The organism is Streptomyces sp. CA-210063 (assembly GCF_024612015.1).
Taxonomy (GTDB): domain Bacteria; phylum Actinomycetota; class Actinomycetes; order Streptomycetales; family Streptomycetaceae; genus Streptomyces.
Genome location: NZ_CP102512.1, coordinates 1,589,663 through 1,607,549 on the forward strand (window position 1 = coordinate 1,589,663; position 17,887 = coordinate 1,607,549).

18 protein-coding genes are annotated in these 17,887 nt (G+C 72.0%); 9 read left to right on the plus strand and 9 right to left on the minus strand.

Annotated features, from left to right (window positions below):
• Nucleotides 1-3: 3 nt before the first annotated feature.
• The 4 genes from JIX56_RS06885 to JIX56_RS06900 all read right to left on the minus strand — a co-directional run bounded on the left by JIX56_RS06885 (nt 4) and on the right by JIX56_RS06900 (nt 3,525).
• Complete coding sequence (locus JIX56_RS06885) at nt 4-171, minus strand: hypothetical protein (protein ID WP_257537871.1); 168 nt, start codon at nt 169-171, stop codon at nt 4-6.
• Nucleotides 168-1,385, minus strand: a complete 1,218-nt coding sequence (locus JIX56_RS06890) for an aminotransferase class I/II-fold pyridoxal phosphate-dependent enzyme (protein WP_257537872.1) — start codon at nt 1,383-1,385, stop codon at nt 168-170. Before JIX56_RS06890 ends, JIX56_RS06885 begins: the two co-directional genes overlap by 4 nt.
• A gap of 400 nt (nt 1,386-1,785) precedes the next feature.
• Nucleotides 1,786-2,529, minus strand: coding sequence for a hypothetical protein (locus JIX56_RS06895; protein WP_257537873.1), 744 nt, complete (start codon nt 2,527-2,529; stop codon nt 1,786-1,788).
• A gap of 279 nt (nt 2,530-2,808) precedes the next feature.
• Nucleotides 2,809-3,525 (minus strand): ANTAR domain-containing response regulator, encoded by a 717-nt coding sequence (locus JIX56_RS06900; RefSeq protein WP_257537874.1) that lies wholly within the window; start codon nt 3,523-3,525, stop codon nt 2,809-2,811.
• A 111-nt stretch (nt 3,526-3,636) separates the two neighbouring features.
• On the opposite strand from JIX56_RS06900, the gene JIX56_RS06905 reads away from it, so the two are divergent.
• Nucleotides 3,637-4,758 carry a PAS domain-containing protein gene (locus tag JIX56_RS06905; RefSeq protein ID WP_257537875.1) on the plus strand — a complete coding sequence of 374 codons (1,122 nt, stop codon included), beginning with the start codon at nt 3,637-3,639 and terminating at the stop codon, nt 4,756-4,758.
• A gap of 94 nt (nt 4,759-4,852) precedes the next feature.
• Here JIX56_RS06905 and JIX56_RS06910 read toward each other — a convergent pair whose 3' ends face one another.
• The gene (locus tag JIX56_RS06910; protein ID WP_257537876.1) at nt 4,853-5,647 is read right to left on the minus strand and encodes an RNA polymerase sigma factor SigF; all 795 of its coding nucleotides are present in this window, start codon (nt 5,645-5,647) and stop codon (nt 4,853-4,855) included.
• A gap of 226 nt (nt 5,648-5,873) precedes the next feature.
• On the opposite strand from JIX56_RS06910, the gene JIX56_RS06915 reads away from it, so the two are divergent.
• Nucleotides 5,874-7,682, plus strand: a complete 1,809-nt coding sequence (locus JIX56_RS06915) for a thiamine pyrophosphate-requiring protein (RefSeq protein ID WP_257537877.1) — start codon at nt 5,874-5,876, stop codon at nt 7,680-7,682.
• Between the two features lie 77 nt (nt 7,683-7,759).
• Here the strand turns inward: JIX56_RS06915 and JIX56_RS06920 are convergent, their stop codons facing one another.
• Nucleotides 7,760-7,891 (minus strand): hypothetical protein, encoded by a 132-nt coding sequence (locus tag JIX56_RS06920; protein ID WP_257537878.1) that lies wholly within the window; start codon nt 7,889-7,891, stop codon nt 7,760-7,762.
• Nucleotides 7,892-8,074: 183 nt separating this feature from the next.
• Here JIX56_RS06920 and JIX56_RS06925 point away from each other — a divergent pair, with 183 nt between their 5' ends.
• The 6 genes from JIX56_RS06925 (at nt 8,075) to JIX56_RS06950 (ending at nt 13,603) form a co-directional block, all read left to right on the plus strand.
• Nucleotides 8,075-8,521 (plus strand): DUF2795 domain-containing protein, encoded by a 447-nt coding sequence (locus JIX56_RS06925; RefSeq protein ID WP_257537879.1) that lies wholly within the window; start codon nt 8,075-8,077, stop codon nt 8,519-8,521.
• A 90-nt stretch (nt 8,522-8,611) separates the two neighbouring features.
• Nucleotides 8,612-9,052, plus strand: a complete 441-nt coding sequence (locus JIX56_RS06930) for a CBS domain-containing protein (protein ID WP_257537880.1) — start codon at nt 8,612-8,614, stop codon at nt 9,050-9,052.
• A 242-nt stretch (nt 9,053-9,294) separates the two neighbouring features.
• Nucleotides 9,295-10,791 carry an aminotransferase class I/II-fold pyridoxal phosphate-dependent enzyme gene (locus tag JIX56_RS06935; protein ID WP_257537881.1) on the plus strand — a complete coding sequence of 499 codons (1,497 nt, stop codon included), beginning with the start codon at nt 9,295-9,297 and terminating at the stop codon, nt 10,789-10,791.
• Nucleotides 10,788-10,949, plus strand: coding sequence for a hypothetical protein (locus JIX56_RS06940; protein ID WP_257537882.1), 162 nt, complete (start codon nt 10,788-10,790; stop codon nt 10,947-10,949). The genes JIX56_RS06935 and JIX56_RS06940 overlap by 4 nt, the downstream gene beginning before the upstream one ends.
• A 6-nt stretch (nt 10,950-10,955) precedes the next feature.
• Nucleotides 10,956-11,498, plus strand: coding sequence for a type 1 glutamine amidotransferase domain-containing protein (locus tag JIX56_RS06945; protein WP_257537883.1), 543 nt, complete (start codon nt 10,956-10,958; stop codon nt 11,496-11,498).
• The gene (locus JIX56_RS06950) at nt 11,498-13,603 is read left to right on the plus strand and encodes a catalase (RefSeq protein ID WP_257537884.1); all 2,106 of its coding nucleotides are present in this window, start codon (nt 11,498-11,500) and stop codon (nt 13,601-13,603) included. Before JIX56_RS06945 ends, JIX56_RS06950 begins: the two co-directional genes overlap by 1 nt.
• Before the next feature lie 146 nt (nt 13,604-13,749).
• Here JIX56_RS06950 and JIX56_RS06955 read toward each other — a convergent pair whose 3' ends face one another.
• Both JIX56_RS06955 and JIX56_RS06960 read right to left on the minus strand, forming a co-directional pair.
• Entirely contained in the window at nt 13,750-14,337 is a 588-nt protein-coding gene (locus tag JIX56_RS06955; protein WP_257537885.1) for a TIGR03086 family metal-binding protein, read from the minus strand.
• Nucleotides 14,334-14,591 carry a DUF6158 family protein gene (locus JIX56_RS06960; RefSeq protein WP_257537886.1) on the minus strand — a complete coding sequence of 86 codons (258 nt, stop codon included), beginning with the start codon at nt 14,589-14,591 and terminating at the stop codon, nt 14,334-14,336. The genes JIX56_RS06955 and JIX56_RS06960 overlap by 4 nt, the downstream gene beginning before the upstream one ends.
• Before the next feature lie 56 nt (nt 14,592-14,647).
• Between JIX56_RS06960 and JIX56_RS06965 the strand changes: the two genes are divergently transcribed.
• Nucleotides 14,648-15,769, plus strand: a complete 1,122-nt coding sequence (locus tag JIX56_RS06965; RefSeq protein ID WP_257537887.1) for a baeRF2 domain-containing protein — start codon at nt 14,648-14,650, stop codon at nt 15,767-15,769.
• A 109-nt stretch (nt 15,770-15,878) separates the two neighbouring features.
• Here JIX56_RS06965 and JIX56_RS06970 read toward each other — a convergent pair whose 3' ends face one another.
• Nucleotides 15,879-17,498: an ABC-F family ATP-binding cassette domain-containing protein gene (locus tag JIX56_RS06970; RefSeq protein WP_257537888.1), complete on the minus strand. Its 1,620-nt coding sequence runs from the start codon at nt 17,496-17,498 to the stop codon at nt 15,879-15,881.
• Between the last annotated feature and the right edge of the window lie 389 nt (nt 17,499-17,887).

Here is a 17,887-nt window from a genome sequence, read left to right on the forward strand (position 1 = left end):
TCGTCAGGAAGGATCGTCGTCGCTGAAGGCGGCCAGGGGTCGCTGGGGGTCGTGGTCACTGACGTCAGGGAGAAACTCGTCGCGGAGGAACTGGCCGGGGAGGAATTCGTCGCGGAGGAACTGGCCGGGGAGGAACTGGTCGGGGCTCGTCGGCCGGAGAACCCTCGTCATCGAAGATCCTCGAAAGCCGCTCCGAAAAGGGTCAACGCGCGTTCCACATGAGGTAGTTCCAGGGGATCCGGCGCGGCGAGGACCTCCGCCCGTTCCGCGTCGGTGGTGCCGAGGAACGGATCGGTGGACAGCCGGACGCGCAGCTCCCCGAGGTCGTCCCCGAACCGGTGGCCGCCCGGCGCGGGCATCCCGAGCCGGGCGGTGAGGAAGTCCTCCGCCTCCTGGGCGTCACCGACACCTCGCGTGGCGAGAGCCGAGCGCAGCGGGGCCAGGTCGGCGTACAGATGACGCCCGGCGCGCGGAGGCAGCGCGAGCGCCCCGGCGGTCACCACGGCCCGGTGCGCGGCGGCGGCGACGCGCGCGTGCAGGCGTACGGCGATGGCGAGCCGTTCGCTGACGGCGGCGGGCTCGTCGAGGGCGTACGCGGCGGCCGCGGCGACCGGGGTGGCGACCCGGGCGCCGAGCGCGGTGAGCACGTCGAGGACCCGGTCGCGCAGGCCCGTACCGTCCCCGTCGGCCGGGAAACGGGCGATGGCGGCGGGCCAGCCGGGCGGCAGGAAGGGTCCGGCGAGGTCGGTGACGACGGTGACCCGGTCGGGCAGCATCTCGGCAGGACTGAGCAGCACGGTGTCGTGCGGATCGTGCAGGGTGTCGCGCCAGGTCTCGTCGCTGACCAGGTGCAGCCCCTCCCCCATGGCCGCCTCCATGGTCTCGTGCACCAGTTCGGGCGGGGCGACGGTGGCGGTCGGATCGTCCGCGACGCACAGCACGAGCAGCCGAGGGTCGCCGCCCTCGGCCCGGATCCTGCGCACGGTCTCCAGCAGCGCGTACGGGTCCGGCACGCCCCCGCATTCGGCGGGCGTGGCCACGTGGAACACGGATCTGCCCAACGCCCGCGCCTGGGGTTCCCACCAGGCGGCACAGGGCCGTGGGAGCAGGACGTCGCCGCCGATCGCGGCGGTCAGCGCGAGGAGCAGGGCGGGGGCGCCGGGGGCGGCCACAGCCCTGTCCCGCTCGGTGGGCAGCCCGCGCCGGTCCCAGTAGCCGCAGGCGGCGTCCAGGAGCGCGGGTGAGCCGCCCGGGGGTACGGCGTGGGGGTGGCCCGCGGCGGCGGAGAGCACGGCCGCCAGTTCCGGCAGGAGGGGCAGCCCCTGGGCGGGAAGGGGCGGGCCGAAGCGGACTGGGCCGTGCCCTTCCGGATCCGTCCGCCGCATATGTGCCTCCGCGCAGTCGTGGTGCCTCGTTCGGCGCTTCGCGCTCCGGGATGTCGATGGTGCTCCGTCACGCGACGGGTGTGCCCCGTTGTGGCACGCGCTGTGCCACGGGAGGCGCCGTGCACACCCTCGGCCTGTCAGTACCCAGGCTCACGCGCCCCATGGGCACCCGTACGGGTTGCGCAGGTCACAGAGGTGACGCACGGCGGTGGGCGACCGTCCGCGACTCCGGCCGATCATGGTGCCGAGTGGTCATGATTCCGGACGGTCAGACACTCGGGCTGGTCCGGAGGTCGGGCCGGTCACGGTTCCGGCCGGTAGTGGTTCGGGCCGGTAGTGGTTCGGGCCGGTAGTGGTTCGGGCCGGTAGTGGTTCGGGCCGGTCAGTGCTTCAAGGCCGCTCATGGCGTCCACCGGCTCCGGCGGTGGAGTCGGTGCACTGCGGCTCCGAGTGCGCCCGCGACGAGGAGGCCGCCGGCGACGAGGGCCGGGACGGAGTCGGTGAAGGCACCGCCGCCGCCCGCGTGGACGCCGCGCTGGACCGGCGCGGGGTGGTGCGTGGAGTGATGGGTGGGCTGGTGGGTGGCCTGGTGGTCGGGCTCATGGGCAGGCTGGTGGTCGGACTCGTGGGTGGCCTGGTGGTCGGACCCGTGGGTCGGCTGGTGGTCGGACTCATGGGTCGGCTGCTGCATCGGCTCGTGTGCGGGGTCCTGCTCTTTGTCGCCGTGGGAGACATCGAAGGCGGCGCTCCACTGTTCGGCCTCGCCGCCGGGGGCCGTCGGGCAGGTGCCGTCGACGCCCCACTCGGAGGGGGAGTCCGACGCGTCGGGGTCGATCTCCAAGTCCGCGGCGGGCGCGATCGTGGCGGTTCCCTCGTAGGAAGGACCGGCCGCGGAGTCGTCGTCGCCGGGGAGGCGTTGCAGTGTGACGGTGCCCTGTTCGAAGGCCTGCGAGCTGGCGTCGATGGATTCGGGGGCGGGGCCGTCGGTCGGGTCGCAGGCGACGGAGATCGTGAGCGTGCCGCCCGGATCGGCGGTCTGCGGGCTCGCTTCGGCCGCCGAGTCGGCGTACGCGGCCGGGGCGGCGGCGCCCAGGACGGCACCGGTCAGGGCAGTGGCGGACAGGACACGGGCTATGCGGCGCATGGGTGGGGCTCCTTCGGCCGGCTCCGGCGGGCGGGGCACGACCGCCGTGCCCCGCGTCCATCAGAGCGCCGAGCCCGGCGGGGCGCGCGCCGCCGGGCACCATTCGCGGGACGTGGGGCGGCCGACCGGGTGACCTTGCGCTCCGCTGGGTTGAGCCGTTGAGCGCCGTTGGTGTGCCTGGTCCGTTGCGGGCTGCGGGTGAGTCGTGGCTGGTCGCGCCCACGCGGCGGAGCCGCACATGGACACAGCCCCGCGCCCCTTCGGGGCGCCCGGCTCGACTCAGTTGGAAAGTGAGACCAGTTCTCGGTCCAAACCCCTGCCCCTCTTCTCCACCACCGCTGATGCCACGTCCGAGAGCTTGCGGTTGGTGCCCTGGGAGATACGGCGGAGGACCGTGAACGCGGTGTCGGCGTCGCAACCGAGGATGTGCATGACCATGCCGCAGGCCTGGTCGACGACGGGGCGGGTGCGCAGGGCGGTGCCGAGTTGGCCGAGTTCGGTGAGTGCGTCCCGGTAGGAACGGTCGCGGACGATGCAGGTCGCGGCGAGGTCGCCGAGGGCGCGGGCGGGGCCGTGGGGAGCGTCGCCCAGGGTGTGGGGGCGGAAGCTGTAGAGGCTGAGGGTCACGGTGAGGCCCGAGCGGCGGAAGGGGAGCGTGACGCTGGAGCGTACGCCCGCGTCGAGGGCCACGGCCCGGTACTCCGGCCAGCGTTCCTCCCGCAGCAGATCGGCGGAGTCGACGGGTTCACCACGCTCCAGCGAAGCCGGGATCGGCCCGTCGCCCGAGCGCAGTTGGACGGAGACCAGTCCGGCGAGGTCCGGGTGGGTGACCGCGGCGGAGCGTTCGGTGCCGCGGTCGGAGGCCACACTGCTGGCACCGCAGCAGTCGTGGGTGCAGCGCGCGGCCTGTTCGACGAGTTCGGAGAGCCTCCTGCCCGGATGCGTCGATTCCGGTGATTCCCTGCCCAGAAGGCCGAGGTGTTCGGTTTCCGGCATAGTGCACGCCTCCTCTTCCGGTCGCCTTCCCGCTCACCTGCGCGGAAAACGAGTCGTCCCGCTTTCGATCCGGCCGTCCCCCGGGCGCCCTTCAGGCGTTAGGTTCGTCGCATGACGCAGACGGACGAATTCGGTGAGGAACTCGCGGATTTCGTCCGCCGTGTCGCGGAGCTCAAGGCCGCCCGCTCGGTGCCGACCGGCGATCTCCCGACCGTGCTGGACGCGGCGATCTTCGAACTCGACCATGTCGCCGACCGGTTGTGGCCCTGGTACGAACGGCTCACCACGTCGGGCCCCTCCGGCGGTGCCTCGTCCGCCGCCCAGGAACACCAGTTACTGAAGGCCGTCTTCCAATGCCTGCCCCTGCCCGTGGTGTTGGTGGACCGGGAGACCGTGGTGCGTCGCCTCAACCAGGCCGCGACCGCCTTCACGGGCGTACGGTCCGGCTATGCGACGGGCCGTCCGCTCAGCGGGTTCCTCGTCCACGCCGACCGGGCGGCGTTCCGTTCCCAGGCGGCGGCCGTGGCCCGGGGCGAGGGCGACCGCAGCCTCAACGTCCACCTCCAGCAGCGCCCCTCGCTACCGGTGCGCGCCACGCTCACCGCGTTGCGTCCGAGCAGCGAGCCGCGCAACACGGTCCTCGTCGTCCTGCAGCCGGCGGGCGACGGGATGCCCACCGTCGAGCCCCGCCGCCCCCTGCCCAACCTCACCGAGACCACGCGCCACGCGGCCCTCATGGACCTCGTGGACGCCATGACCACGGCCCTGCTCACCGCACCCGCCGGGGCGGCCCTCGACCGGGCGGCGCACGTCCTGCACGGCCGCTTCGCCGACTGGGTGATCGCCGACACGGCGAGCCCCGGCCTCACCCGTACGACGGTCCTGGCCCCCTCCGAGGGAGAGGCGAAGCTCCTGAAGGCCCAGAACCCCGCCACCTGCCCCCTCGTCGTCGACGCCGCGCGAGGCGGTTCCCCGGCCCTGCAGATCCGCCCCGCCGACCCCGACGCCTTCGGCCACGACAGCTCCGGCGCCCCGGTCCTGGTGAGAGCGAACGTGACCTCTCTCCTGACCGTCCCCCTACCGGCCCCGAACGGTCGCATCAAAGCCGTCCTGACCCTCTTCCGCTCAGGAGCCCGCCTGGCCTTCTCGATGGCCGAGGCCCAGGCGATGGACACCATGTCCCGCCACATCGCCCTGGCCATGGAACGCGACCCGTGGGGCAGCGCCCCATGAGGGGCGCGGGACTGTGTCCATGTGCGGCTCCGCCGCGTGGGCGCGACCAGCCACAACAAACCGGCATCCGCACACAGCCCCGCGCTCCACGGCTCTACGCGACATCCCGCATCACTTGATCCCGCAGCCGATCACAGCACCGGCTGATCAACCGCGACACATGCATCTGGGAGATCCCCAGTTGCTCCGCGATCCGGCTCTGCGTCATGTCCCCGAAGAACCGCATGTACAGAATGGCCCGCTCCCGCTCCGGCAGCGCGGCCAGCCGAGGCTTCACGGCCTCGCGGTCCACCACCGTGTCGAGCGCGGGGTCGGGCTCCCCCAGCGCGTCGCTGAGCGAGTACCCGTCCTCACTCCCGGGCAGTTCCGCGTCCAGTGACAGCGCCGTGAAGCTCTCCAGCGCCTCCAGGCCGACCTGGACGTCCTCCTCGCTCATGTTCGCGTATTCCGCGATCTCCGCGACGGTGGGCCGCCGGCCGGAGATCGTCTGGGACAGGTCCTGGCTGGCGAACCGCACCCGGTTGCGCAGGTCCTGGACCCGGCGCGGCACGTGCAGGGTCCACATGTGGTCCCGGAAGTGCCGCTTGATCTCACCGGTGACGGTGGGTACCGCATAGCTCTCGAAGGCGTTGCCGCGCTCGGGGTCGTACCGGTCGACGGCCTTGACCAGGCCGAGCGAGGCGACCTGGCGCAGGTCCTCGTAGCTCTCGCCGCGGCTGCGGAAGCGTCCCGCGAGCCGTTCGGCCATGGGCAGCCACGCTTCGATGATCTGTTCACGCAGAGTGTCCCGCTGCTGGCCCGGGGGGAGCGTGGCCAGCTTCCGGAACGCCTCCGCGGTGTCGGGGGCGTCGTCGTGAGGGTGGTGCTTCGCGTTTGCCTGAGTACGCATGGTGCGTCGCAACTCCCTTGATGGTGCTGGGATGGACGGTCACCGTGGGGGCGCGGACGTGCACAGGGGATGGCACACCCGTGATGGACACATCGCCTCTTCCACGGACGTGCCTCCTGTCCGAAGCACTGCACTGCGCCTGCCCCGGAGCACGCGGGGCAAACACACGCAGGTTTTTCCTCTCGCCGCGGGGTGACTCGGGCGAAAACACCCCGGGAGGTCCAGTATGAGCACCACGGTCGCGGATCACATCTTGCAGCGGCTGCGCGAGTGGAAAGTCGAACACGTATTCGGGTACCCGGGCGACGGCATCAACGGTCTGCTCGCGGCCTGGGGGCGGGCCGAGGACCGGCCGCGGTTCATCCAGTCGCGGCATGAGGAGATGTCCGCGTTCCAGGCGGTCGGCTACGCCAAGTTCTCCGGCCGGCTCGGCGTGTGCGCGGCGACCTCGGGGCCGGGGGCGATCCACCTGCTCAACGGCCTGTACGACGCCAAGCTGGACCATGTGCCGGTGCTCGCGATCGTCGGGCAGACGCACCGCAGCGCGATGGGCGGCTCGTACCAGCAGGAGGTCGACCTGCACACGCTGTTCAAGGACGTGGCGTCGGACTTCGTCGAGACGGTGACCGTGCCCGAGCAGCTGCCGAACGTCCTCGACCGGGCGATCCGCACCGCGTACGCCCGCCGGGCACCGACGGCCGTCATCATCCCCGGTGACGTGCAGGAACTGGACTACTCGGCGCCGACCCACGAGTTCAAGATGGTCCCCTCCAGCCTGGGCCGAAGCGCGTGGACGGCGGTGCCCTCGACGGAGTCGGTCGAGCGGGCCGCCGAGATCCTGAACGCCGGGGACAAGGTCGCCATCCTCATCGGCCAGGGTGCCGCCGGGGCCCGCGCCGAGGTCGAGCGGATCGCCGAGCTGCTCGGCGCGGGCGTCGCCAAGGCGCTCCTCGGCAAGGACGCGCTGAGCGACGAACTGCCGTACGTCACCGGGTCGATCGGCCTGCTGGGGACCCGCCCCTCGTACGAGCTGATGCGCGACTGCGACACACTGCTGACCATCGGCTCCTCCTTCCCGTACTCGCAGTTCCTGCCGGAGTACGGCAAGGCGCGGGCCGTGCAGATCGACATCGACCCGCACATGGTCGGGATGCGCTACCCGTACGAGGTGAACCTGGTCGGGGACGCCAAGGCGACGCTGGAGCGGCTGATCCCGCTGATCGATCCGGAGCGGGGCCGCGAGTGGTACGACGAGGTGTGCGCGGCCGTGGCGCGCTGGCGCGAGGTGACGGCGCGGCGGGCGGAGCTGTCGGCCGACCCGATCAACCCGGAGCTCGTGGCCCACGCCCTCGACCCGCTGCTGCCGGACGACGCGATGATCTCCTCGGACTCGGGTTCGGCTGCGAACTGGTACGCGCGGCACATCACCATGCGGGACGGCATGCGGGGGTCGCTGTCGGGCACGCTGGCGACGATGGGCTGCGGGGTGCCGTACGCGATCGGCGCGAAGTTCGCCCATCCGGACCGGCCGGCGATCGCCCTGGTCGGGGACGGCGCGATGCAGATGAACGGCATGGCGGAGCTGATCACCGCGGCCAAGTACAAGGATCGCTGGGAGGATCCGCGGCTGGTGGTGGCCGTCTGGAACAACCACGACCTGAACCAGGTGACGTGGGAGCTGCGGGCGATGGGCGGCGAGCCCTCCTTCCTGCCGTCGCAGGAGCTGCCGGACGTCCAGTACGCCGCCTTCGCGCGCTCGCTCGGCCTGACCGGCATCCGGGTCGAGAAGCCCGAGGACGTCGAGCCGGGCTGGCGGGCGGCCCTCGCGGCGGACGGCCCCGCGGTCGTCGAGTTCCTCACCGATCCGGCCGTACCGCCGATCCCGCCGCACGCCACCTGGGAGCAGATGGAGGCCACGGCCGCCTCGCTCCTCAAGGGTGACGCCGACCGGGCGTCGGTGGTCAAGCAGGGCTTCAAGGCGAAGATGCAGGAGTTCCTGCCGGGCCACAAGGAGAAGGGCAAGGACAGGAAGTAGGCGCCGCGCGGGCGGGATACGGACGGGAATCGCGCCCGGTGGCCCTGGACACCGGGCGCGGCCTCGTCCTCACCCGTTCAGCGGATCGGCACGGCCCGTTCCGGCCGGTCGGTCTCCTCGACGGGTGGCAGCACCATCTCCTCGTAGCGGCCCAGCGCCAGAACGACGCCGAGCATCAACAGCGGAATGATCACAGCGACAGCCGCCATGAGTCCGGTCCTTCCCCGGGGAATGTTCGGTGGGGGGTGTCTCGCCGGGTCTCCCCTGCGCGGACGGGCAAACCCGGGCGGCAAACGGAACCGGCGGAACGACCGGCGGAACACCGCACGGCATCCGTGTCGAGGCCGGGTCTTCGGGTACGCGGGGGGCCACCGACGATCTGGAGGGGAGTCATGCAGCGAGGCAGCAACCGGCTGAACGTGCACCGCGACGACGAGATGAAGCAGGAACTGCAGGGACTGCTCCGTTCGGGGCATCCCACACGAACGGAGGAATGGCACGACCCGGAGCCGTACGCCGAGGACGACCCGGAGGTGACGTACGGGCCGGTGACGCCGAGCCGTGCGCCCGCCCGGGTGGAGGCGCTGCAACTGGAGCTGGCCCGGGTCCTGGGCCGTACGTCGTTCCCGGCGGGCCCCGCCGAGCTGATCCGCGTGCTGCGGGGCCGGCACGCCCCGGACGGGCTCGTGGAGCCCCTGGAGCTGCTGCCCCGGAAGGCGCGCTACGACTCGGTGCACCAGCTCGCGGAGGCGGTCGTCCACGCCCAGGACGAAACCGCGGGCGGCGCCGGGCGGCCCCCGGCCGAGGACACGGAATCCGCACACGAACGGGACACATAGGCCCTCTGCTCGCGGGTACTGCGGGCATCGTCACGCCGACGTGGGCGGGCCCCCGCAGCCGGGGCGGAGCGACGAAAGGCTCAGAGAGCCATGGCCGAGTTCGTGAGAGAAGTCATGACGCCAGGTGTGGTGGCGGTCCGTCCGGACGCCTCGCTCGTCGAGGCGGCGCAGCTGATGCGGGCCCAGGACATCGGCGATGTCCTCGTCGCGGCGGAGGGGCAGGTCATCGGGGTCCTCACCGACCGCGACATCACCCTGCGTGCCGTCGCCGACGGCGCCGACCCGCTGACGGTGAGCGCCCAGGCCGTCTGCACCCCGAATCCGGTCGTGATCGGCCCGGACGACGCGGTGTCCGCCGCCGTGGAGCTGATGCGCGGCCACGCGATACGCCGGCTCCCCGTCATGGAGGACGGGCACCCGGTGGGCATGGTCAGCCTCGGCGACCTGGCTCTCTCGCAGGACCCGGAGTCGGCGCTCGCCGACATCAGCCGGGCCGACCCGGACACCTGGCCGGGCACGACCCCGACCTGACACGCCGGACCGGGCGCGGCCCCCGGCCTGGGACGCCGGACCGGACACGGCCCCGGCCTGGCACACCGGACCGGGGACGGTCCCGGGCCGACACACCGGACCGCACACCGGTCACCAACCTGACACGCCGAACCGGGCGCGGTCCCCGATCTGACACGCCGGACCGGACACCGTTCACCGACCTGACGCGCCGGACCGGGCGCGGCCCCGGCCGACGCCCGGACAGCGACGACACGGAGACCATGAACGACGACACGGAGACCACGGAACAGCAGCCCGACCACTCCCGTACCCCCGTTCTGGAGGCCCTGGAGCACTACCGGCGCTCCGGCCGCCGCCCGTTCTCGCCGCCCGGTCACAAGGGCGGTACGGGTGTCGATGCTCGGGTCGCGCTGACGCTCGGCCCCGATGTGTTCGCGTCGGACGTGCTCGCCCTCAACGGGCTGGACGACCGGCGGATGTCGGGCCGGGTCCTGGAGCGGGCCGAGGAGCTGATGGCGGACGCGGTGGACGCGGACCGGGCGTACTTCTCGACCTGCGGTAGTTCCCTGTCGGTGAAGGCGTCGATGCTCGCGGTCGCCGGGCCCGGCGAGCGGCTGCTCGTCACGCGCAACGCCCACAAGTCGGTGATCGCGGGCGTGATCCTGGCCGGTATCGAACCCGTGTGGGTGCGTCCGCGCTGGGACGCCGAACACCATCTGTCGCATCCGCCGGGCCCGGCGGAGGTCGCCGAGGCCTTCGAGCGGGCGCCCGACGCGAAGGGCATGCTGCTCGTCACGCCCACGGCGTACGGCACGTGCGCGGACATCGCCGGGATCGCCGAGGTGTGCCACGCGCGCGGCCGGCCGCTGATCGTCGACGAGGCGTGGGGCGCGCATCTGCCGTTCCACGAGGCCCTGCCGAGTTGGGCGATGGACGCGGGCGCCGACCTGTGTGTGACGTCGGTGCACAAGATGGGCGCGGGCCTGGAGCAGGGCTCGGTGTTCCATCTGCGCGGCGACCTGGTCGATCCGGCCGTGCTCAGGCTCCGCGGCGATCTGCTCAACACCACCAGCCCGTCGGTCCTGATGTGGGCGGCGCTGGACGGCTGGCGGCGGCAGATGGTGGAGCGCGGCCGTCAACTCCTCGACCGGGCACTGACGTTGGCGGGCCGGGTACGCGAGGAGGTGGCCGTGCTTCCCGGGCTCGATCCGCTCGGCGGCGCCGAACTCGTCGGTGCGGGGCGGGCGTTCGCGTACGACCCGCTGATGGTCGTCATCGATGTGTCCGGACTCGGCGCGAGCGGCTACGCGGCCGTCGAGTGGCTGCGCGAACACCACCGGGTCGACCTCGGGCTCGGCGACCACCGGCGCGTGGTCGCCCAACTGACCCACGCCGACACGGAGGAGAGCTGTGGGGCCCTGCTCGACGCCCTGACGGAACTCGTGAAAAGGCGCGACTCGCTGCCGTCACCGCCGCCCATCCGGCTGCCCGAACCGGACGAGCTGGAGCTGGAGGGAGTGATGCTTCCCCGCGACGCCTTCTTCGGCCCGGTGGACCAGGTGCCGCTGGAGGACGCCGTGGGCCGGATCGCCGCGGAGCCCGCGAGCCCCTATCCGCCGGGCGTACCGGTCGTCTGCCCGGGCGAGCGGATCAACCGGGCGGTGATGGAGTACCTCAAGTCCGGTGTGGAGCACGGCATGTACGTGCCGGACCCCTCGGACCCGGAGCTGCGCACCCTGCGGGTGGTGGCCCGATGAGCCGCGACCGGGTCACCGAGATCAGCGCGACGTCCCCCACCGTCGACGTCGGCGAGGCGACCGCGCTGTGTCCGCACCACGACCAACCGCCGCACCGCGTCCGTGCCGGACGCAGGCGGCGGAGGAAGACGCGGAAGAAGACAGTGAAAGGAGACTGAGCAGCCATGCGTATCGCATTTCTGACCGCACCCGAGGGTGTCGAGCAGATCGAGCTGACCGACCCCTGGCAGGCGGCGACGGACGCCCGCCACGAGCCCGTGCTGGTGTCGACGAAGCCCGGCCATGTCCAGGCCTTCGACCATCTCGACAAGGCGGACACCTTCTCCGTGGACGACGTCGTAGGCGAGGTGCCGGCCGAGTCGTTCGACGCGCTGGTCCTACCGGGGGGAGTGGCCAATCCGGACTTCCTGCGCATGGACGAGCGGGCCGTGTCCTTCGTCCGCGAGTTCTTCGAGCGGGGCCGCCCGGTCGCCGCGATCTGTCACGCCCCGTGGACGCTGGTCGAGGCGGACGTGGTCCGCGGCCGGGTCCTGACGTCGTGGCCGAGCCTGCGCACGGACATCCGCAACGCGGGCGGCACCTGGGTCGACGAGCAGGTCAAGATCTGCGACCACGGCCCGAACAAGCTGATCACCAGCCGTAAACCGGACGACCTCAAGGCGTTCTGCGAGGCGTTCCTCGATGTGTTCTCCCAGGAGACCGCCTGATGAGCTCCCCCATGGACCGCAAACAGCGACAGCGCGAGGCCGCCCACCCGGACGACCCGGCGTCGGGCCCCCTCACCACCGACCAGGGCGTGGCCGTCGACCACACCGACGACTCCCTGACCGTCGGCGAGCGCGGGCCGACGCTGATGGAGGACTTCCACTTCCGGGAGAAGCTCACCCACTTCGACCATGAGCGGATACCCGAGCGGGTGGTGCACGCGCGGGGCGCGGGCGCGTACGGCTACTTCGAACCGTACGAGTCCTGCGCCGAGTTCACCCGCGCCGCGTTCCTCCAGGATCCGTCGGTCCGGACCCCGGTCTTCGTACGGTTCTCGACCGTGCAGGGCCCCAAGGGTTCCGCGGACACCGTGCGGGACGTACGCGGCTTCGCCACCAAGTTCTATACGTCGGAAGGCAATTACGACCTCGTCGGGAACAACTTCCCCGTCTTCTTCATCCAGGACGGCATCAAGTTCCCCGACTTCGTGCACGCGGTGAAGCCGGAGCCGCACAACGACATCCCGACGGGCGCGTCCGCACATGACACGCTCTGGGACTTCGTGTCCCTTCAACCGGAGACACTGCACGCGATCATGTGGCTGATGTCCGACCGGGCGATCCCGCGCAGCTACCGCATGATGCAGGGCTTCGGCGTGCACACCTTCCGCTTCGTGACCGCCGACGGGCGCGGCACGTTCGTCAAGTTCCACTGGAAGCCGAAGCTGGGCACGCACTCGCTGGTGTGGGACGAGGCGCAGGAGTGCCAGGGCCGGGACCCGGACTTCAACCGCCGGGACCTGTGGAACGCGATCGAGGCCGGCGAGTACCCGGAGTGGGAGCTGGGCGTCCAACTCGTGCCCGAGGAGGACGAGTTCGCCTTCGACTTCGATCTGCTCGACGCCACGAAGATCATTCCGGAGGAGCAGGTGCCGGTACGGCCGATCGGCCGTATGGTGCTGGACCGCAACCCCGAGAACTTCTTCGCGGAGACGGAACAGGTCGCCTTCCACACCGCCAACGTCGTCCCCGGCATCGACTTCACCAACGACCCGCTGCTCCAGGCCCGCAACTTCTCTTATCTGGACACCCAGTTGATCCGCCTCGGCGGCCCCAACTTCAGTCAACTGCCGGTGAACCGCCCGGTGGCGCCCGTACGCACCAACCAGCGCGACGGCTACCACCAGTCCGCGATCCACGGCGGCACGAACTACTTCCCGAACTCCCTCGGCGGCGGCTGCCCCGCCCACGCGGGCGTCGACGCCAACGCCTACACCCACTACGCCGAACGCGTCGACGGCGCCAAGATCCGCCGCCGCAGCGAGAGTTTCAAGGACCACCACAGCCAGCCCGCCATGTTCTGGAACAGCATGGCCCCCTGGGAGAAGCAGCACATCGTGGCCGCCTTCCGCTTCGAACTCGGCAAGGTCGGCGCCCTCAGCGTCCGCGCCCGCACGGTCGGGCAACTGGCCAAGGTGGACCCGGAGTTGGCATCCGAGGTGGCGAAGGGCATCGGCGTCCCGGTCCCGACGGACGCCGAGCCGGTGGCGTACAAGCTCACCTCCCCCGCGCTCAGTCTGGAGTCCCAGCGCGGCCCCGGCTCCATCCGCACCCGCCAGATCGCCGTACTCGTCGCCGACGGCGTGGACGCCGACCAGGTGACCAGCGTGCGGGAGGCCCTGGCCGCTCAGGGCGCGATCGTGGAGGCCATCGCGGCCCAGGACGGCACCGTACGCGGCTCGGACGGCGCGGAGTACACCGTGGACCGCGCTCTGCCGACCGTGGCGTCCGTCCTCTACGACGCGGTCCTCCTCCCGGGCGGCCCCGTCGCCACGCCGTCCCCGTCGACCGACCCCGACGCCATGCGCTTCGTCCGCGACGCCTACCGCCACGGCAAACCCGTGGGCGCCCTCGGCTCCGGCGTCGGCATCGTCGCCGCCCTGCAACCCGAGGGCGTACGCCTCTCCTCCGAGTTCCACCACGTGGTGACCGACCGGGGAGTCGTGACGGACACGGCCCAGGGCACGGCGGGCGAGGACTTCGTCCGAGAGTTCGTGGCGGCGATAGCGGCACACCGCCACTGGGACCGCCCACCGACCCGCTGCTGAGACGGTGACGGGCCGGGCCGCCCCGAAGGGGCAGGCCCGGCCCGTCAGGGGCGCGGGGAACTGCGCGATCAACCCCCACGCACCGGCATCCCGCGACGCACATCAAGCCCCGAGCTCTCCCCGGCTCTCGGACAACGGCGCTCGAACTATGGTCGCCGCCCCAGCAGACACAACAACCTGGTCTGCGTATCCGCGCCCGCCGGCGGCTCCACCGGCGCCCCGAACAACCCGCTCTTCTCCAGGTCGCCGGCATAGGGAGTGATCTCCTCCACGGCGAACCCCACCAGTTCCTCGGGCAGCCGCTCCTCGAACCCGATCGCCCGCGACAGATCCCACGCATGGACGACGAGATCGGCGACCATCTGGGCGCAGTACGCGGTCGCCGGAGTGTCCCCGTACGACAAATGGACCGTACGTTCGAGCGCACCCGGCGCCGCGAGCGCCTCCCGCGCGGAATGCGCCGCCGTGTCCCAGGACGCCGCGGGATCCGGCCCCAGCAGATCCCCCTCGAACGTGTCGCCGACCTCCTCGATCATGCAGCCGTCCCGCACCAGCGACGGCACCCACAGCTGCTCGGACACAAGGTGGTTGACGAGGTCGCGGACCGTCCACTCGGTGCAGGGGGTGCCCGCCCCCCACTGGTCGTGGCGCACCGCGTGGACCCGCACGCCGAAGAGGTCCTGCGCCTCGGCGTGCCGGGTGAGCAGCGCACTCGCCTGCGCGTCCGACGTCATGCCGGCCCTCGCTCCCGCGCGCCCTCGCGCGTGCGGCCCGGGGCGACCGGCCGGCGCGGATGGCGCCGCAGATACTCGCCCTCCAGTTGCGCCATCCGTTCGTTGTGGGTGCGCAGCGCTTCGCTCGATCCATGCAGCAGCGTTTCGTGGCGGGTGCGGTGGATCGACTCCAGCTCCTTCATCAACTGCTGGTCGTCCAGTTGGTCCGGCTGCACTCCGGTCATGGTGGTACCCCGATCTTCGTGTTCCTCCATGAGGTCCGGGTACCCGCCCGGCAAGCGTTACCCCGAGCGGCATCCGGGAGGGAGCCATGGATCTCGCGTTTCTCCATCCACTGTACGAACATCCCGGGCCCTGGGCCTCTGTGTACGTCGGTTCGTCCGCGCCATCGGAGTCCATGGCCCATGAACGGTCCCTGACGGCGGCCGCCGTCTCCCATGAGCTGGCCGAGCAGGGAGCGGACGAGGCGACCTGCCGGGCCGTGCTCCGGGCCGTGGAGGAGCTGCGCCACGACGCCGAGCCGCACGGCCGGGCCTTCTTCGCCCGCGACGGCCAGGTGGTCCTGGACCCGCCGCTCACCTCGCCACCCCCGGCGAACCAGGCCTTCTGGTCCCCGCTGCCCCGTACGGCACCGCTGCTGGAGCTGGCCGGGGAGGACCCGGTGTGCCTGGTGGCGTACGTCGACCGGCGGGGCGCGCGGTTCGAGCTGCGCGGCGCCCTGGGCGGCGAGGACGCCGGGGCGGTGGCCGGGCGGCAGTGGCCACTGCACCGCACGAGCACGTCCGACTGGTCGGAGCGGCACTTCCAGCTGCGGGTGGAGAACACCTGGGAGCACAACGCGGCGGAGGTCGCCGACGCGCTCGCCGGGTGCCAGGAGGAGACCCGCGCCGACCTGCTGATTCTCGTCGGTGAGGACCGCGAGCGACATGCCGTGCGGGACCGGCTGCCGCAGCAGCTGCTCGACCGGGTGGTCGAGGCCCCGCACGGGGCGGGCAGCAGGCTGCTGGACGAGGACGTGGAGCGGGTCCGCACCGAGCACGTACGCCGCCGGGCCGCCGAAGAGATCGAGAGGTTCCTGGCGGCGCGCAGCCCGGACGCCGAGGGGCGCCCGGGGGCCGTGGAGGACGTGGCCGAGCTGGTGGAGGCGGCGCGTGAGCACCGCATCGACGAGTTGCTCGTCCGCCCCGAGGGACCCGACACGCACCGGGCGCTGTGGGTCGGCGAGGACCCCGACCAGGTGGCCGTACGCCGTACCGAGCTGCGGACGCTCGGGCTCGCCGAGGACCACGCCCTGTCGGCCCGCGCGGACGACGCGCTGCTGCGGTCCGTCGTGACGACCGGTGCCCCCGCGATCTCCGTGACGGCTGCGGCCGAGGCCACGGAGCGTGAGGTGCCGGTCGGCGGACTGGGCGCACTGCTGCGCTGGAAGTGACCTGTCCGGCGGGGACGGTGCGGTCCCGCGCCCAGTAAGGGGCGCGGGGGAACCGCGCGACCAGCCCCCGCCGGTCCGCGGGTTCGACACCGTGCATCCGGCGGAGCGCTCAGCGGGCGCGCTCCACGCGGCGCTCGTCCCACACCGGCTCCGGTGACTCCCGTACGCGGCCGTCGGAGCCGAAGACGAGATAGCGGTCGAACGAGCGAGCGAACCAACGGTCGTGGGTGACCGCGAGGACCGTCCCGTCGAAGGCTTCCAGCCCTTCCTGAAGGGCCTCGGCGGACTCCAGGTCGAGGTTGTCGGTGGGCTCGTCGAGGAGCAGGGCGGTGACGCCCTGCAGTTCCAGGAGCAGGATCTGGAAGCGGGCCTGCTGGCCGCCGGAGAGACGGTCGAAGGGCTGCTCGGCCTGCTTGGTCAGCTCGTAACGGCGCAGCCGGGACATGGCGGCGCCGCGGTCCTGGGCGTGCTCCTTCCACAGGATGTCGAGCAGTGTCCGCCCCTCCAGCTCGGGGTGGGCGTGCGTCTGCGCGAAGTGCCCGGGGACGACCCTGGCGCCGAGCTTCCACCGGCCGGTGTGGGCGACGTCGTCGCCGGCGAGCAGGCGCAGGAAGTGGGACTTGCCCGAGCCGTTGGAGCCGAGGACGGCGACGCGTTCGCCGTAGAAGACCTCCAGGTCGAAGGGCTTCATCAGCCCGGAAAGCTCAAGTCCCTCGCAGGTGACGGCCCTTACTCCCGTACGACCGCCCTTGATCCGCATCCTGATGTCCTGCTCGCGCGGCGGCTCCGGCGGCGGCCCGGCCTCCTCGAACTTGCGCAGCCGGGTCTGCGCGGCGGCGTACCGCGAGGCCATCTCATGGCTGACGGCCGCTGCTTGACGGAGCGTCAGCACCAGCTTCTTCAGCTGGGCGTGCTTCTCGTCCCAGCGGCGCCGCAGTTCCTCGAAGCGCTCGAAGCGCTGCCGCCGCGCCTCGTGGTACGTGTCGAATCCGCCGCCGTGCACCCAGGCGTCCGCGCCCGCGGGACCCGGCTCCACGCTCACGATCTTCTCGGCGGCGCGGGAGAGCAGTTCCCGGTCGTGGGAGACGAAGAGCACGGTCTTGCGGGTCTCCTTGAGCCGCTCCTCCAGCCAGCGCTTGCCGGGGACGTCGAGGTAGTTGTCGGGCTCGTCGAGCAGCAGCACCTCGTCGGTGCCGCGCAGCAGCGCCTCCAGGACGAGCCGCTTCTGCTCACCGCCGGACAGCGTCCGCACCTGTCGCCACTGCGCCTTCTCGTACGGCATCCCGAGCGCGGCCGTGGTGCAGATGTCCCAGAGCGTCTCCGCCTCGTAGCCGCGCACCTCGGCCCAGTCGGAGAGGGCCTGCGCGTACGTCAGCTGGGCCGCCTCGTCGTCCACGGTCAGGATCCCGTGCTCGGCGGTGTCGACGGCCTCGGCCGCCTCCCGGATCCTCGGCTGCGCCACCGACACGAGGAGGTCCCGCACGGTCGTCTCGTCCCGCACGGACCCCACGAACTGCCGCATCACCCCGAGCCCCCCGCTGACGGTCACCGAGCCCCCGTGCGGCTTCAGCTCCCCCGAGATCAACCGCAGCAGCGTCGTCTTCCCGGCCCCATTGGGCCCGACGAGCGCCACCACGGCCCCCTCCCCCACCCGAAAGGACACATCACCGAGCAGCGCCCTCCCGTCCGGCAGGTAGTACTCCAGATGAGCGGCTTCAAGGTGTCCCATGGGGCGCATTGTCCGAGGCCGGGCAACAACCAAGCAAATCCATATCGGCGCCCAGGAGCCACGGGCACTCGTACCGCCGCCACCCCAGCCCGCCCCAGCCGAGGGCAGCCGCGCCGCCCTCGCCCCAGCGGTCCCAGCCGTCCCAGCCCGGACAACCGCGCCGCCATCACCCCTGCTGTCCTGGCTGCGGGCAGTCGTGCCGCTGGGGCGGCACGGGTGGGCGCAGCGGCGGCACGGGTGGGCGCAGCGGCGGCACGGGTGGGCGCAGCGGCGGCACGGGTGGGCGCAGCGGCGGCACGGGTGGGCGCAGCGGCACCCGGCCGGCGCCGGTGAGCGAAACCCGCCCCGCCCAGCACCGAACACCGGGCGCCCAGCGAACCCCGGCTCAG